We start from the raw sequence: 15,044 nt of genomic DNA, 5'->3' as shown, positions 1-15,044 counted from the left end.
GAGGATCAGGTAAACGCCTGCTAACCTCCACAGGTGGTCGACAAACCCTCACGTCGGGACCAGATCCTCAACGCTGCGGCCGAACTCTTCGCGCGCCACGGCTTCCACGGCGTGGGCATCGACGACATCGGTGCGGCCGTCGGCATCTCCGGCCCGGCCCTCTACCGGCACTTCCGCAGCAAGGACGCGATGCTCGGCGAGATGCTGACGTCGATCTCCGAGCGGCTGCTCGACGGCGGCCAGTCGCGGGTCGACGGCGCTTCGGACGCCGACGAGGCGTTGCGGGAGCTCATCGGGTGGCACGTGGACTTCGCGCTGGACGACCCGGCGTTGATCACCGTGCAGATGCGGAACCTGGCCAACCTCACCGATCCGGACCGCCGGCGGGTGCGGGCGTTACAGCGGCGCTACGTCGAGGTGTGGGTGGAGACGATCCGGCGCACGGTGCCAGGCTTCGACGAGCCCACGGCCCGGGCCGCCGCGCACGCCGTGTTCGGGCTCATCAACTCGACGCCGCACAGCGCGCACCTCGACCGCGATCAGATGGCGACCCTGTTGTCGCGCATGGCGTTGGCCTCGCTGACGCCGGCCGTGGTCGCGACCTAGATCAGACCTCGTTGGTGCGCGGCCGACACGGCTGACGCCCGGTCCGGCACCTCGAGCTTCGCGTAGACGTGTTGCAGGTGCGTCTTCACCGTCGCCTCGCTGATGTGCAGCGCGGCCCCCACCTCGCGGTTCGTCTTGCCGCGCGCGACCAGAGCCAGCACCTCGCGTTCGCGCGTGCTCAACGCCGACACAGGAACCGGCGCGTGCACCTTGCGCACCAACCGTGCCGCGACCGAAGGCGACAGCACCGTCTCGTCGCGCGCCGCCGCCCGCACCGCGCGGAACAACTCCTCGCGCGGCGCGTCCTTGAGCAGGTAACCGATGGCGCCGGCCTCGATCGTCGGCAGCACGTCGGCGTCGGTGTCGTGGGTCGTCAGCACCAGCACGCGCGTCGAGGGAGCCAGCGAACGGATCTGCCGCACCAGGTCCGCCCCGCTCGGCGCGGGCAGCCGGAGATCGGTCACCGCCACGTCCGGGCGCACGGCGGCGATCACCGTCAGGGCCTCGGTGCCGCTCGCCGCCTCGCCCACGACCTCGAAGTCCTCCTGGGTGCCGAGCATGCCGCGCAGGCCGTCGCGGACCACCGGGTGATCGTCGATCACGATGAGGCGGATCATCGGGCGTCCAGGGTGACGTTCACGGCGGTTCCGTTGCCAGGAGCCGATTCCACGGTCACGGTGCCACCGAGCAGGCCCACGCGTTCCTCCATCCCGGTGAGGCCGAAGCCGCGCACCGACGGGTCGAAGCCCACGCCGTCGTCCATCACGTCCAGCACCACCACGTCCTCCATGTAGGACAGTGTGACGTCCACGCGAGAAGCCCGGGCATGCCTGCCCGCGTTCGCCAAGGCCTCCTGGGCGGAACGCAGCACGGCCACCTCGGTGTCCGCGCTCAACGGCCGGGCGGACCCGGTGACCGTGCAGGTAGCCACCACGCCCTGCTCGGCACGCCAGGCGTCCACCGCTCGTTCCACCGCCTCGCTCAGCCGGCCGTCGCGCAACGGGCCCGGCCGCAGGGCCTCGATGGAGCGGCGCACCTCGACCAGGCTGTCGCGGGCCAGCCGCCGGGCGGTGGCGATGCGGCCGCGTGCCGCGTCGTCCGCGGACGTCAGCTCCTCGGCCACCTCGAGCTGCGTCACGATGCCGGTGAGGCCCTGGGCGACGGTGTCGTGCATCTCGCGCGACACGCGGGCCCGCTCGGCGAGCACCTGGAGCCGGGCGTTCTCCTCGGACAGCGCCGTGACCCGCTCGTTGATCTCGCGGCGGCGGATGACCTCGCGTTCCATCACGCGGATGATCCAGCCGACCAGGATCGCCATCGGGGTGGTCACGCCCAGGTTGATCAGCGCGGCCGCCTTGACGTCGGTGCCCTGCGGCACCAGCCACAACCCGCCCACGACCACCGCGCCCGCATAGGCGAGCCAGCCCGGCAAGGTCAGGAACGCGAGGCCGTAGCAGGCGGCGACGAAGATCATGAAGATCTCGTCGTGGAGCAGCAGCACCACGGTCCCGCCGAGCACCCCGGCGAAGTAGAGCAGCATCAGCACGGTCCGCCGCTCCAGCCACGACGGGTGCGCGATCACGAACCACAAGTGCCACAACACCAGCGCGGCGACCACGGCCAGCGGCACGGGAGAGATCGGCCGCGCCACCAGGTAGACACCCGTCGCCAGCGCCAGCAGACCGCCCGGCACGAGCGCCCACACCTGGTTCCACCGGCGTTCCTGCTCCACCATGGACATCACACCGATGATCCTTGCAGCCTGCGCACACTGCTCAGCAACGCCTCGGCAGGTCCCCGCTGACCACGGCGGCGCAGCAGGTCGGCCAGCAGCACCGAGACGCCCCACGTCGCCAGCGCCACCAGCGCGGTCGCGGCCGACCCGAGCGTCGCACCCAGCCCCAACGTGTAAGGCACGAACAACAGCACGAACACGACGGACTGGAACAGGTAGCAGCTCAGCGACCGCTCCCCGCAGGCCGCGATCGCCCGCACGACGGCGCTGTCGGCCCGCACCCGCAGCGAGATCAACGCGATCAGCGCCGCGTACCCGAGCCCGCCCGCGATCCCGGTGACGGCGTGCAGCGCGGCCATCCCGGCCAGCTCCGACGGCTCCACCACGTGCAGGACCCCCGCGACCGCGAGACCGCTGGGCAGCCCGCCGAGCGCCGCGAGCGGGATGCCCCACCCCGCAACGTGCCGCAGCAGCGTCCGGTACTGCTCAGGCGACGCGAGAACGTTCCGGCGAGCCGCCCACACACCCATCATGGCGGCCGCGCCGACCCCGATGAGGCCGAGCGGGACCAGCAGCCACTCCAGCGGCCGCATGGCCATCGCGGCCATCGGGTCGACCGTCTCGAACGACAGGAAGAACGCCCGCTCACCGTTCGGCGGCGTCGCGTAGGCCTGCCCGGCGATCAACGCGGTCAGCCCCAGCCAGAGGGTGGCGACCACGAACAACGTGCGGTCCTTCCACCGGGTCATCGCGATCACCGCGAACCCGAGCACGCCGTACAGGCCGAGCACGTCGCCGGGGAACAGCAGCAACGCGTGCAGGAACCCGAAGACGATCAGCCACCAGTTGCGCGACTTGACTCGTTGCGGGGCCATCTTCGCGACGCCGTACGCGAACAGGAACGCGAACATCGGGTACGCGCGGGCGTCGACGAACGTCACGACGAAGAAGCTGACCACGTGGTCGACGAACCCCGTCTCGACGATGTGCTGGCGCACGCCGTACGGACGGCCGTGCAGGTAGACGGCCGAGTTCGCCAGCGCGATCAACGCGAGCATGCCGCCACGGGCCAGATCAGGTGTGAGCAGTCGTTTCATGCTCCAAGCGTGTCCTTACAACCGGAGGACCAACATCATCCGTGTCATCGGCTCGTATCCACCGATCGACGGATGGCGTGCGGCTGACCTGGCGAACTGGCGATCAGCCGAGACCCTTCCGTAACCTGGCTCGACAATGGGCGCGCGCAAACTCCTCCTCCGACTCCCGGCCTGGTTCCGGTTCACGGTGATCACGCTCGCGGTGTTCGTGTGCGGGGTGATCGCCTCCCGCCCGGCCACCGGCGACAGCGGGATCCCGCCGAGTGCCGACGTGATCGCCGCGGCCAACGCCGTCAACGCGTTCGTGGCGCCGTCCGCGACGCACGACCCGTACCTGAACCTGCCGGGCGACTTCGCCAAGGAGATGGGCCGCGACCCGAAGACCATCACCGCGCCGGACGGCACGTTGCGGGTGGTCGACAAGGACGGCGGCTGTTCGGGCCCGGCCGGCGACACGGAGTGGGACTTCAGCGCGGCGTGCCGGGCGCACGACCTGGGCTACGACCTGTTGCGCTACGCCGACCACAAGGGCGATCCGCTCGGCCCGCAGGCGCGCAAGGCGTTGGACGACCGGCTCACGACCGACCTGCACGCCCAGTGCCGGCTGAACCCGCGCGGCGCCGAGCAGAGCTGCCACGCGGTCGCCACGACCTACGCGATGGGCCTGAAGTTCAACTCCTGGAGGCAGCGCTGGGGTGCGCCCGGCCACGAACCCGTGGTGGCGTGGGCGTTCGGCAGCGCGGTCGTGGTGTTCCTGTTGCTGGCGCGGCTGCACGGCCGCCGTCGTGACGACAGCGCGCCGTTGCCGGAGGTGCTGCAGAACGCCGAGCAGGACAGGTACGCGACGTTCCTGCGGCTGTTCAGTCTCGCGTTGCTGGTGCTCGGCGAGACGGTGGCGACGCTCGCGCACCTGCGCGGGGACGGGACGCCGTGGCTGTGGGCGTTGCAGGCGGTGCCGTTGTTCTTCTTCGCGGGCGGGCACGCGAACCTGCGCAGCTGGCAGGAGCACCAGGGCGGGTTCGGCTGCTGGGTGTCGAGCCGGACGTCGTGGCTGCTGCGACCGGTGCTCGCGTTCGTGCTGCTGTGGGTGGTGCTGTTCGCGGCCTTGAACCTGCTGGACGTCAAGGTCGACGCCTACAGCCGGTTGATCACGCATCCGTTGTGGTTCCTCGGGGTCTACCTGTTGGCGGTCGCGGCGACCCCGGCGGCTGCGTGGCTGCACAAGAACTTCCGCCGCACCACGCCGTTCGTGCTGGTGATCGTGACGATGGCGGTCGAGGTCGCGCGCACGTCGACGGACTGGAAGACCGGCGGGTACGTGAACCTGATCGTCGGCGCGTTGCTGATGCAGCAGATCGGGTTCTTCTACGCGGACGGCACGCTGACCCGGCTCTCGCGCCGGCTGCTCGCCGCGCTCGGTGCCGTGACGGTGCCCGCGCTGGTGTTCTTCAGCGACTACCCGCGTTCGATGATGGTGCTCGGCGTGGCGCAGGTGTGCCTGGCGCTGCTGGCCCGCGAACGGCTCACGACGTGGCTCGACGGCCGGTCGTGGCACGTCGTGAACTTCGCCCGGCGCGCGCCGATGACGGTGTACCTCGCCTACCTCGCTGGTGTCGGCGCGCTGGTCGGGTTGCTCGGACTCACGCAGGCGCCGATCTGGCTGGTGCTCGCGCTGGTGCCGTTGATCCTGGTGTTCCACCGGTTCGAACGTCGCCTGGTGCGGGTGCACCGGTTGGCGCACGAGTCGCACCGCACCCGCCTCGCGACGGCGATGGGCGTGTCGTTCGGGACGCTCGGCGTGCTCGGGTTCGTGGTGAGCGGGTTCCTCGGCGACGGCGTGCTGGTGCTGCTGCCGGTCGACCCGTTGCAGAACCTCATCCACCTGCTGCTCGGCTGGTACCTGATCCACACGGCCCGCACCGGCAGCTGCGACACGCGCCTGCCGTGGCTGCTCACGGCACTGGCGTGCGTACCGCCGATGCTGGCGCTGGACCCGGCTCCTCCGGTGGTGGTGCTGCACGCCGTGGCGATCGGCCTCGCAGTGCTCGGAGCCATCCCCAGGTCACGGCCGCGCACACCGGCAGCCACAGCAGCCGTTGCCACACCCAGTCCGGATGATCTGGTGGCTGCTGGAGCCCCGGCAACGGCCCCCACGCGCTGAGCGCCAGCGTCACGGTGATCAACGCGCTCTGGTGCGCGAGGAAGATCCCGAGTGCCCGCCTGTTCAGCCACGCCGCGGGCTTCGCCGTGCCGAGCCTGGTCAGCGCGGGCGCGATCGTGAGCACCAGCCCGATCTGCGCGAACGCCAGCGCGAGCGTCGCGTAGTTCGGCGGGTTGAGGTTCGAGACCGCCTCGCCCGGAATCCCCACGGCCGAGACGGGATACCCACCGAACGTCGTCAGCAGCGCGTACCCGAGCACACCCGCGACGAGCAGCGGCGGACCGGGAATCCGGCGGCGTGCCAGGGCGTACCCGAGCTGCCAGGCAGCCCACCACACGGCGTACGGGACCACCAGCACGAGCAGCACCGGCACGAGCACACCCCACGAGTGTTCGTCCAGCTTGCGCACCAACGGCTTCATCGCGAGCAGCACCAGGTAGACGCCCAGGAACCACAACGGCGTGGTGACCAGGAACCCGATGTTCCAGGCGGTGCCCTGGTCGACGCCGCGCAGGATCAGTCCGAAGAGGACGGACGCCCAGCAGGCCAGCATCAGCAGCGTGGGCACGGCGAGTTGCTTGAGACGGGTGAGGAATGGCGTCTTGGAGTGAGCTGCCGCGAACCCGCCCACGAAGAAGAACAGGCCGAGCGTTTGCAGCACCCACGACACGGGTGTGAGCGACTGCAGGTGCTTGAGCGGACTGTCGATGTACATGCCGGTCGGGGTGTCGACCAACGCCGTGACCAGCCAATGGCCGAGCACGACGGTGACCACCGCCAACGCCCGCACGGCGTCGATGAACGGGTTCCTGGGCGACTCGCCGTTCACTGCTCTTCCCCCGATGCGATCCGGACGAGCGCGGCCAGCGTGGCGGTGCCGGGCTCGTAGTACGTGTCGTGCTTCCCGCCCTCGAACCGCAGCACCGTGGCCCCGAACCCGTCCGAAGCCGGATCCGTCCCGTGCCCGAGGTCGAACAACCGCGCGTGGGGCACGAACCGCATCCAGTCGCCGCTCGACCGCAACGCCCACACCCGCGCCCGCGTCCCCAGCTCGGCCACCGACGACGCTCGCACCCCGGGACTCCCGGTGAACACGACGTCCGCGACGTCCAGGTCGTGCGCGGCCAGCCCGACCACCACCGACCCGTAGCTGTGCCCGACGACGTGCACCCGCACCCCGGAAGGCAACGCCCGCACGAAGTCGACCAGCGCGACGGCCCCCTGCCGGGCCAGCGATCCGGTGACCGCGTCCACCCCGAGTCCCTGCGGCGTCCGGTACCCGAGCCAGGCGATCACCGCCAGGTCGTCGCGGTGGGCCTCCGCGTACAGGTTGGCCGCCATCCGCCCGACCGTCCGGTCGAACCGGTCGACGTCCACGTCGGACCCCGGCACCACGACCACGACGTCCCGTGCGGTCGCGAGGTCCCCGACGATCGCGACCCGGCGGGCGACGTCGGCACGCCACTGCGCGATCGACGGCGCGACCGACGGCAGGGCGATCAGCAGGAGGAACAGGACAGCTCGGCGCATGTCCCCGAAGCTAGGAAGACGACGACCACGAGATCGTCACCCCGCAGCGCCATTACCCCGGTACTACGAGCCCGCTCTCGTACGCCGCGATCACGGCCTGGGCGCGGTCGCGCAGGCCGAGCTTCATCAGCACGCGGCTCACGTGCGTCTTCACCGTCTGCTCGGCGACCACCAGCAACGCGGCGATCTCGGAGTTCGACAGGCCCTGCGCGATCAGCACGAGGATCTCGGTCTCGCGTTCGGTCAACGCGGACAGCTGCGCGGGCCGCACCCGTTCCGAACGCCGGGAGCGCACGAAGTCCTCGATCAGCCGCTTGGTGATCGAAGGGGCCAGCAACGCCTCGCCCGCGGCCACCACGCGCACGGCGTTCAGCAGTTCACGGGCGGGCGCGTGCTTGAGCAGGAACCCGCTGGCCCCCGCCTGCAACGCCTCGTAGACGTAGTCGTCGAGGTCGAACGTGGTCAGCACCAGCACTTTCACCTCGGCCGACCCGTCGAGCAGCAGCCGCGTCGCGGTGAGTCCGTCCATCTCGGGCATGCGGATGTCCATCAGCACGACGTCCGGCGCGACCTCCCTGGCCAGCGCCACGCCCTGCACACCGTCCCCCGCGGATCCGACGACCTCAATGTCGTCCTGCGCGGCCAGCAACGCGGAGAAGCCCTCCCGGACCATCTCCTGGTCGTCCACCACGACCACCCTGATCACTTGTCCCCCAACGGAATTCTCGCCCGCACCACGAACCCGCCGTCCTCGGTCGACTTCACGGTCAGCGTGCCACCGTGCACCGCGACGCGTTCCCGCATCCCCACCAGACCCTGCCCGCTGCCGCCACCGCGTGACGGACCACCCGCGGTGTTGCGCACCAGCACGTCCAACCGGTCGCCGTCGCGGCGCACGTGGACGGACGCCGTTCCGCCGGGCGCGTGCCTGGTGACGTTCGTGAGCGCCTCCTGCACGATCCGGTACGCGGTGAGGCCGACCGCCTCCGGGACGTCGTCCACGTCCACCTCAGCCTCGTCGCCGGGCCGCACCAGTTCCGGGATGCGGCTGATGCCGGGCTGCGGTTCGCGTTGGGGCGCCTCGCCGTTGGTCCGCAGCACGCCCAGCAGGCGTTGCATGTCGGTGATCGCCTCCCGCGCGGCCTCGCCGAGTTCCGCGAACTCCTGCCGGCCCTCGTCGCTCAGTCCTTTGAGGCGGTAGGGCGCGGTTTCGCACCTGACCACCACCATCGACATGTGGTGCGCCACGACGTCGTGCATCTCGCGCGCGATGCGGGCACGTTCCTCCAGCGCGGCCTTGGCGTCCCGTTCTTCTTCGAGGTCGCGTTCCGCCCGGCCGCGCGCACCGAACAGGTACACGACGGCGGCGAGCATCGGCACGAACAACGCGAGGTCGGCCGCCTGCCGTTCGGTGACGGCGACCAGCACCGCGCTGATCACCGTGGCACTGATCACGATCGGCCGTGAGTAGAAGGCAGCGACTGCCACGAGAAGCGGGATCGCCGTCCAGTACTGGAACGCCGAGGCTCCTTCGCCGGCGCACAGCAGAGCCACGAAGTAGAAGCTCAGCGCGGCGAGTCGCCAGGCGAGCAACGGTGACCAGATCAGCAGCACGTACGGCACGACCGTCGACAGGAAGATGACGACCCACCAGCCGTCCGAGTCCTGTTGTCGCACGTAGTTGGCGCTCGCGACGATTCCCCAGACGGCGGCGTAGATGATCAGGCCGGCGTGGACGGGAACGCGCAGGCGGCCGAGCGGCCTGGCGAGCACTCGGGTGCGATCGGGACCGAGAACGGTCCGGTACAACGCGCGGAACACCAGCCGATGCTAGGTCGATCCGCTGATTCGCACATTGACCTGCGGAGTGACGTACCGGGGTATGACTCTGATCAAGATGGGGCATTGCTAATCCGTGACACCGCGCGGTAGGCAGTACCTGTGAGACCACCACAGGATCCAGATCGCTGGGCGAGGCTGACCGCCGTCGCCGGCGAGGCGCTGGCTGCTGCCAGGGCCGGGGAAGACGCTGTGGCGGTGGACCTCGTGACCGGGTACCTCAGCGGGTCTCCGGAAGGCAACGAGGAGATCCGTGAACTGGTGCTGCTGCTGTTCGCCGAGTGCAGCAGCATGGTCAGCGCACTCGGTTCCGGCGGCGCGACCCCGGTCAAGATGCAGGTGTTCGACGAGGAAGGCAACGAGGTCCAGATCGACGACGCCGACCCGCCTGTCCGCACGGCGATCCGCGCCCTGCTGGCCGAGGTGCACGGCGACCAGGACGCGGCGTCCGAGCAGATCGAGATCGCGCTGGCCAACGGCCAGCCGCAGGAGCTCGCGACCGTGGTCTTACAAGCCCTGCGGTGGACGTTGAAACTGGCCATCGAGTGCGAGACGCGCGACCTGCCGATCGCGCCCTGGATCACCGCGTCGCTGGACGACCAACCCTGACGTGCAGCAGCGCGTCGACCCCGTTCATCAGGTGCTGGTCGAGCGGGAAGTACGCCATCTCCAACATCGGGTCGCCGCCGGTGTCGGTCCGGCGCGGACCGTCCGGCTTGTCACCGGTGATGCCCCAGGTCGTGAACCGGCCCTGCAGCTGACCTTCCGGGGTGGCTTTGTCCGGTTCGCCCAGTCCGATGGAGTCGTTGCGGCCGAGCGTGCCGCCGATGACGGTGTACCGGTCGCCGAGGATCGGGGCCACCAGCGCGCCCGCCGAGAACCACTCGATCCGTTCGCCGGCCATCTCCATCGACGAGTTGGTGCGCTGCAGGTGGGCGTTGTGCGCGAACACGAGCGTCGGCCCGCTCGCCGCCTCTTCGCGCCGGATCGCCAGCAGGTTGTGGGCCATCATGCCGTCGCGCAGCTGACACAGGCGGTTGAGGCGGACGCCCAGCGGGTTGGGTTCGGCGCACTCGCGGTGGTACTGGAGCAGGTTCAGCCCGGCGTTGAGGTACGTCTCGGCGCGCACCCACGCCGCGTCGGTGCTCTTGCGTTCGTGCAGCCGCTTGAGCATGCCGGTGCCGATCTCGCGGAACCTGATCGCCTCCTCCGACCGACCCGGTGACTTCGTGAGGTCCATGACGGCCTCGTCCCGGCTCCACTTCTCGTCGTCAGTGCTCAGGTCCACGTCCTCGCCCAGGTAGTCGCGGGCGTGTTCGAGGTACGGGCGCGGACTGGGGACGTTGACCGTCTCGCCCGGGAAGTCGAAGCCGTGGAACGACAGCCGCTCGTGCTCGGGTCGGTGTGCGTTGTACTCGCGCATCCACTTCACGAGGTCGCGGTTGGCAGGCCAGTTCTCGCCGAACGTGTGGGAGAAGCCTTCCTTCATGACGACGTCGAGGTCGCCGTCGCCGCCGTGCACGTAGTCGTTGACGAGGAGCCCCCGGATGCGGCAGGACTCCAGGGCGATCGACCGGTAGCCCAGGCCTGCCAGCTGCTCGAACAGCTCGTTGCGCACCCACGAGTGGGCGTGTTCGAGGTGCGTCGGCTCGCCGAAGGCGAGGAGTTCGGTGAAGGGGGTGATGAACTCGCTGATGTCCTGGCTCATGTGGTTCAACCGTAACATTGAAAGCTCCATTGAGACTTTCTCGCAATAGAGCCACCCCGCCTGCTCTAAAGTCTCAACTGTGCGACCTGCCGACCTAGCCCGCGAGCACGGCCTCTCGACCCAGGCGGTGCGCAACTACGAGGAATCGGGCTTCCTGCCGCCCGCCGAGCGCACGCCGTCCGGCTACCGCGTCTACACCGAGGTCCACGCGGCCGCGCTGCGCACGTTCATCGCGTTGATCCCCGCCTACGGGCACGCCACCGCCGGCCAGATCATGAACGCCGTGCACGCCGACTCGCTCGACGACGTGCTGCTGACGATCGACCGGGGCCACGAGCAACTCCTCCGCGACCGCGCGACCCTCGACTCGGTCAGCAACGCCGTCGCGAACCTGACCGACGTCGAACCGGTCCTGGAACCGCGCACGATCGGCGAGCTGGCCCGTCGCCTGGACGTCACCCCGGCCACGCTCAGGGCGTGGGAGGAGGCGGGAATCCTGGTGCCGCAACGAGAACCGACGGGCTACCGGTTGTTCCGCGCGGAGGACGTGCGCGACGCGGAACTGGCCCACCTGCTGCGCCGCGGCGGCTATCCGTTGGCGCGCATAGCCCTGGTGGTGGACCAGATCCGTTCGGCGGGCGGCACCGACACGCTGGGCACCGCCCTGACCGACTGGCGCCGCCGCCTCCAGTCCCGCGGCCTGGCCATGCTGACCGCGTCGGCCCGGCTCAGCGAGTACCTGACCGCACGGGCAGCAACTCCGTGACCAACGCGCCTACCTGCTCGCTCTCGATCAGGAACGCGTCGTGCCCGTACGGCGACTCGATCACCCTGACCTCGTCCGCCCCGGTGATCCCCGCCGCGAGTTCTTCCTGCTGCGCCAACGGGTACAACCGATCCGAATCGACCCCGGCGACGATCGTGCGTGCCCGGACCCGCTGCAACGCCGCCTTGATCCCACCCCGCCCGCTCCCGACGTCGTGGGAGTTCATCGCCTCGGTCAGCGTCACGTAACTGGCCGCGTCGAACCTCCTGGACAGCTTCGCCGCGTGGTGGTCCAAATAGGACTCGACCTCGAACCGCCCGTCCTCTCTGCGTTCCCTCCCGAACCGGGCCTGCAACTCCTGCTCGCTCCGATAGCTGATGTGCGCGATCCGCCGCGCGATCCCCAATCCCGCAACGGGATCGACGCCGATCGCGTGCAGCTGCGCCGACGCCAGCGCGATCTGCTCGGCCGAAGCCGCCGCCGTGGTCGCCAGCAACAACAACGACTCCACCCGATCGGGTGCACTCACCGCCCATTCGACGGCCCGCATGCCACCCATCGACCCACCGAGCACAGCAGCCCACCGCGCAACTCCGAGGTAGTCGGCGAGGTGCACCTCAGCCGCAACCTGGTCGCGGATCGTGATGGCCGGGAACCCGGGGTACTGCCAGGGCCCGGTGCTGCCCTGACACCCGCCCAGCACGTTGGGCGCCACGACGAAGAACCCGTCGAGCGGTTTCCCGGGCCCCACCAGGGAATCCCACCAGCCCGGCGTGGGGTGGCCCGGCTCCACGCCCCCGGCGACGTGACTGTCGCCCGTCAGAGCGTGGAGCACGAGCACCGCGTTGGAGGCCTCGGCGTTCAAGGTCCCCCACGTCTCGTACGCGAGCTGGAATCCAGGCAGTTCCCCGAACCGGTCGGCGTGGCTGAACCACTTCCGCCGCCCGTTCGGATCGCCGAACCGCCATCCGCCCACTACAACTGGGACTTCGCCGCGGTGAAGCCCGCCTCCAGGTCGGCCTTGAGGTCCTCCAGCCCTTCGAGCCCGACCGACAACCGCACGAGCCCGGGCGTCACACCCGTGACGACCTGCTCCTCCGGCGTGAGCTGGCTGTGCGTGGTCGAGGCCGGGTGCACGATCAACGACCGCACGTCCCCGATGTTCACCAGCTGGCTGAACAGACTCGTTCCGTCCACAAAGGCCCGACCGGCCTCGACACCACCGCGCAACTCGAAGCTCACCACCGCCCCCGCCCCCTTCGGCAGGTACTTCTGAGCGTTGGCGTGGAACGGCGACGACGCAAGGCCCGCGTAATGCACCTTCTCGACCTCGTCCCGATCCTCCAGCCACTCCGCAAGCGCTTGCGCGTTCTGCACGTGCCGCTCGATCCGCAACGACAACGTCTCAATGCCCTGAATCACCAGGAAGCTGGTCAACGGCGCGATCGCCGCCCCCGTGTCCCGCAACCCCTGCACCCGCAACTTCGCCGCGAACGCCCCGTGCCCGAGCACCGGCCAGTACTGCAGCCCGTTGTAGCTGGGGTCGGGCTCGTGGAAGTCGGGGAACTTCTCGGCCCCGTACTCGAACTTCCCGCCGTCCACCACCACACCGGCGATGGCCGTGCCGTGCCCACCGAGGTACTTGGTAGCCGAGTGGATGATGATGTCCGCCCCGTGCTCCAACGGCCGCAGCAGATACGGCGTGGGCACCGTGTTGTCGACCACCAACGGCACCTGGTTGGCGTGCGCCACCCCAGCGACACCCTCGATGTCCAACACGTGCGACCGCGGGTTCGCCAACGTCTCCGCGAAGAACAACTTCGTGTTGGGTCGCACCGCCGACTGCCAGGCGTCGAGATCGTCCGGATCGTCCACAAACGACACTTCGATCCCGAGCTTCGGCAGCGTGTAGTGGAACAGGTTGTACGTGCCGCCGTACAACGAGGCACTGGAAACCAGGTGGTCACCGGCCCGCGCGAGGTTCAGGATCGCCGCCGTCCCGGCAGCCGACCCGGAGGCGAACGCCACCGCGGCCACCCCGCCTTCGAGCGCGGCAACCCGCTGCTCCAGCACGTCCTGCGTGGGGTTGTTGATGCGCGTGTAGATGTTCCCGGGCTCAGCGAGCGCGAACAGGTCCGCCCCGTGCTGCGTGTCCCTGAACACGTACGACGTCGTCTGATAGATCGGCGTGGCGCGAGCACCAGTGGCCGGATCGGGCGCGGCACCCGCGTGAATCTGAGCAGTCTCAAAGGACCAGGACATGGCTGTGCTCCAGAACGTTCGTTGATGCGAGGGGGTTGGGGATCAACGAGAGCAACGACAGGCCATGCTGGTGACGCGCACGTAATCCACGTGGCGTCGGCTAACCAGCGGCATGGTCATGCAGACGAAGGTAGGGCTCCACCCGGTCCCTCCGACACCCCGTCCATCAGGTGAGAACGCTTAGGCTGATCGCATGCGCACAGCTCTAGTCGGCTACGGACTGGGTGGGGCGGCCTTCCACGCCCCGTTCATCGAGGCAACCCAGGGCCTGGAACTCTCCGCAGTGGTCACCTCGAACCCGAAACGCCAAGCCGAGGTGGCCGAGCGCTACCCGAACGCCACCCTCCTGTCCTCTCTGGACGAAGTCTGGCAAGGCAACTTCGACCTGGTGGTCATCACCACCCCGAACCGCTTCCACGCAACCCACGCCCGCCAGGTCCTGGAACACGGACTCAACGTGGTGGTCGACAAGCCCTTCGCAGCCTCAGCCATGGAGGCCAGAGCCCTGGCCTCAATAGCCTCCTCCAAAGGCCTGCAACTGGTCCCGTTCCACAACCGCCGCTGGGACGGCGACTTACTGACCGTCCGCAAACTCCTGGCCGACAACACCCTGGGCGCAGTCCACAAGTTCGAGTCCCGCTTCGAGCGCTACCGCCCAGAAATCAAGTCCTCCTGGAAGGAATCAGGCGACCCGGCAGACCTGGGCAGCATCCTCTTCGACCTGGGCACCCACCTGGTGGACCAGTCAGTGGCCCTCTTCGGCCGCCCAACCTCAGTCCACGCCGAAATCACCACAGTCCGCCCAGGCGCCAAGGCAGACGACGACGTCTTCCTCTCCCTGACGCACGACAACGGAGTCCGCTCCCACCTCTGGATGAGCGCACTGGCAGCAGACCTGGGCCCCCGCTTCCGCGTGCTGGGCCACGACGCCGCCTACGTAAAGCACGGCATGGACCCGCAGGAAGACCGCCTCAAGGCAGGCGACACCCCAGCAGGCCCAGGTTGGGGCGAGGAGCCAGAGGAAGCGTGGGGCAAGGTCGGCGGCAAGCCGTACCGCACCGAACCAGGCGCCTACCAGGACTTCTACGCCCAGGTAGCAGCAGGCAAGGCCCCAGTCTCACCACAGGACGCAGTGACGGGCCTAGAGGTAATCGAAGCGGCAAAGCAGTCAGCAACCACAGGAGACGCGGTAAAGCTCTAACACACCTGATGGAACGCGAAGCCGAAGGCGAGCCCGTCTGAGCAAGCGATCCCGGCGGTGGGGTCCCGACCCCACCGCCAACGCAACCACACTACGAAACAGGCAGCCGCCCAACACAAACAGGCGTGCCATCAACCCA

14 protein-coding genes and 1 pseudogene are annotated in these 15,044 nt (G+C 69.2%); 5 read left to right on the top strand and 10 right to left on the bottom strand.

The window, feature by feature from the left end:
* Nucleotides 1–33 precede the first annotated feature (33 nt).
* On the top strand, nt 34–606 hold the full coding sequence (locus JNUCC0626_RS39265) for an SACE_7040 family transcriptional regulator (RefSeq protein WP_394615715.1): 573 nt from the start codon (nt 34–36) through the stop codon (nt 604–606).
* On the opposite strand, the gene JNUCC0626_RS39260 is transcribed toward JNUCC0626_RS39265, so the two are convergent.
* Genes JNUCC0626_RS39260 through JNUCC0626_RS39250 form a run of 3 tightly spaced genes read right to left on the bottom strand, consistent with a single transcriptional unit; the run spans nt 603 to nt 3,438 of the window.
* Nucleotides 603–1,223, bottom strand: coding sequence for a response regulator (locus tag JNUCC0626_RS39260; protein WP_394615714.1), 621 nt, complete (start codon nt 1,221–1,223; stop codon nt 603–605). The two genes, JNUCC0626_RS39265 and JNUCC0626_RS39260, sit on opposite strands and share 4 nt — an antisense overlap.
* Entirely contained in the window at nt 1,220–2,347 is a 1,128-nt protein-coding gene (locus JNUCC0626_RS39255) for a histidine kinase (protein WP_394615713.1), read from the bottom strand. The genes JNUCC0626_RS39260 and JNUCC0626_RS39255 overlap by 4 nt, the downstream gene beginning before the upstream one ends.
* Complete coding sequence (locus JNUCC0626_RS39250; protein ID WP_394615712.1) at nt 2,347–3,438, bottom strand: DUF418 domain-containing protein; 1,092 nt, start codon at nt 3,436–3,438, stop codon at nt 2,347–2,349. The genes JNUCC0626_RS39255 and JNUCC0626_RS39250 overlap by 1 nt, the downstream gene beginning before the upstream one ends.
* A 136-nt stretch (nt 3,439–3,574) precedes the next feature.
* Here JNUCC0626_RS39250 and JNUCC0626_RS39245 point away from each other — a divergent pair.
* A pseudogene (locus tag JNUCC0626_RS39245) lies at nt 3,575–4,039 on the top strand (hypothetical protein); the annotation flags it as partial.
* 1,351 nt (nt 4,040–5,390) lie between these two features.
* Here JNUCC0626_RS39245 and JNUCC0626_RS39240 read toward each other — a convergent pair.
* Genes JNUCC0626_RS39240 through JNUCC0626_RS39225 form a run of 4 tightly spaced genes read right to left on the bottom strand, consistent with a single transcriptional unit; the run spans nt 5,391 to nt 8,950 of the window.
* Nucleotides 5,391–6,428: an acyltransferase family protein gene (locus tag JNUCC0626_RS39240; protein WP_394615711.1), complete on the bottom strand. Its 1,038-nt coding sequence runs from the start codon at nt 6,426–6,428 to the stop codon at nt 5,391–5,393.
* The gene (locus tag JNUCC0626_RS39235; RefSeq protein WP_394615710.1) at nt 6,425–7,129 is read right to left on the bottom strand and encodes an alpha/beta hydrolase; all 705 of its coding nucleotides are present in this window, start codon (nt 7,127–7,129) and stop codon (nt 6,425–6,427) included. The genes JNUCC0626_RS39240 and JNUCC0626_RS39235 overlap by 4 nt, the downstream gene beginning before the upstream one ends.
* Before the next feature lie 52 nt (nt 7,130–7,181).
* Nucleotides 7,182–7,835 carry a response regulator gene (locus JNUCC0626_RS39230; RefSeq protein WP_394615709.1) on the bottom strand — a complete coding sequence of 218 codons (654 nt, stop codon included), beginning with the start codon at nt 7,833–7,835 and terminating at the stop codon, nt 7,182–7,184.
* Entirely contained in the window at nt 7,832–8,950 is a 1,119-nt protein-coding gene (locus JNUCC0626_RS39225; protein WP_394615708.1) for a sensor histidine kinase, read from the bottom strand. Before JNUCC0626_RS39225 ends, JNUCC0626_RS39230 begins: the two co-directional genes overlap by 4 nt.
* A gap of 120 nt (nt 8,951–9,070) precedes the next feature.
* On the opposite strand from JNUCC0626_RS39225, the gene JNUCC0626_RS39220 reads away from it, so the two are divergent.
* On the top strand, nt 9,071–9,577 hold the full coding sequence (locus JNUCC0626_RS39220; RefSeq protein WP_382441550.1) for a hypothetical protein: 507 nt from the start codon (nt 9,071–9,073) through the stop codon (nt 9,575–9,577).
* On the opposite strand, the gene JNUCC0626_RS39215 is transcribed toward JNUCC0626_RS39220, so the two are convergent.
* Nucleotides 9,549–10,676 carry an erythromycin esterase family protein gene (locus tag JNUCC0626_RS39215; protein WP_394615707.1) on the bottom strand — a complete coding sequence of 376 codons (1,128 nt, stop codon included), beginning with the start codon at nt 10,674–10,676 and terminating at the stop codon, nt 9,549–9,551. The two genes, JNUCC0626_RS39220 and JNUCC0626_RS39215, sit on opposite strands and share 29 nt — an antisense overlap.
* A 79-nt stretch (nt 10,677–10,755) precedes the next feature.
* Between JNUCC0626_RS39215 and JNUCC0626_RS39210 the strand changes: the two genes are divergently transcribed.
* Nucleotides 10,756–11,442, top strand: coding sequence for a TioE family transcriptional regulator (locus JNUCC0626_RS39210; RefSeq protein WP_394615706.1), 687 nt, complete (start codon nt 10,756–10,758; stop codon nt 11,440–11,442).
* Here the strand turns inward: JNUCC0626_RS39210 and metX are convergent.
* Both metX and JNUCC0626_RS39200 read right to left on the bottom strand, forming a co-directional pair.
* On the bottom strand, nt 11,405–12,418 hold the full coding sequence (metX, locus tag JNUCC0626_RS39205; protein ID WP_394615705.1) for a homoserine O-acetyltransferase MetX: 1,014 nt from the start codon (nt 12,416–12,418) through the stop codon (nt 11,405–11,407). The genes JNUCC0626_RS39210 and metX overlap by 38 nt on opposite strands.
* Nucleotides 12,418–13,704 carry a bifunctional o-acetylhomoserine/o-acetylserine sulfhydrylase gene (locus JNUCC0626_RS39200; protein ID WP_394615704.1) on the bottom strand — a complete coding sequence of 429 codons (1,287 nt, stop codon included), beginning with the start codon at nt 13,702–13,704 and terminating at the stop codon, nt 12,418–12,420. Before JNUCC0626_RS39200 ends, metX begins: the two co-directional genes overlap by 1 nt.
* A gap of 193 nt (nt 13,705–13,897) precedes the next feature.
* On the opposite strand from JNUCC0626_RS39200, the gene JNUCC0626_RS39195 reads away from it, so the two are divergent.
* Nucleotides 13,898–14,905: a Gfo/Idh/MocA family protein gene (locus tag JNUCC0626_RS39195; protein WP_394615703.1), complete on the top strand. Its 1,008-nt coding sequence runs from the start codon at nt 13,898–13,900 to the stop codon at nt 14,903–14,905.
* Nucleotides 14,906–15,044: the final 139 nt, after the last annotated feature.

Origin of the sequence: Lentzea sp. JNUCC 0626 (assembly GCF_043632865.1) — a bacterium.
Classification (GTDB): domain Bacteria; phylum Actinomycetota; class Actinomycetes; order Mycobacteriales; family Pseudonocardiaceae; genus Lentzea.
Note: the sequence above shows the minus strand (reverse complement) of the source record. Positions and strands in the feature narration are given on the sequence as shown.

Bases quoted from the DNA above. Each gene is read 5' to 3' on its own strand.
- JNUCC0626_RS39260 (WP_394615714.1), bottom strand. From the start codon at position 1,223: ATGATCCGCCTCATCGTGATCGACGATCACCCGGTGGTCCGCGACGGC.
- JNUCC0626_RS39255 (WP_394615713.1), bottom strand. From the start codon at position 2,347: ATGTCCATGGTGGAGCAGGAACGCCGGTGGAACCAGGTGTGGGCGCTC.
- JNUCC0626_RS39250 (WP_394615712.1), bottom strand. From the start codon at position 3,438: ATGAAACGACTGCTCACACCTGATCTGGCCCGTGGCGGCATGCTCGCG.
- JNUCC0626_RS39235 (WP_394615710.1), bottom strand. From the start codon at position 7,129: ATGCGCCGAGCTGTCCTGTTCCTCCTGCTGATCGCCCTGCCGTCGGTC.
- JNUCC0626_RS39215 (WP_394615707.1), bottom strand. From the start codon at position 10,676: ATGAGCCAGGACATCAGCGAGTTCATCACCCCCTTCACCGAACTCCTC.
- JNUCC0626_RS39200 (WP_394615704.1), bottom strand. From the start codon at position 13,704: ATGTCCTGGTCCTTTGAGACTGCTCAGATTCACGCGGGTGCCGCGCCC.
- JNUCC0626_RS39195 (WP_394615703.1), top strand. From the start codon at position 13,898: ATGCGCACAGCTCTAGTCGGCTACGGACTGGGTGGGGCGGCCTTCCAC.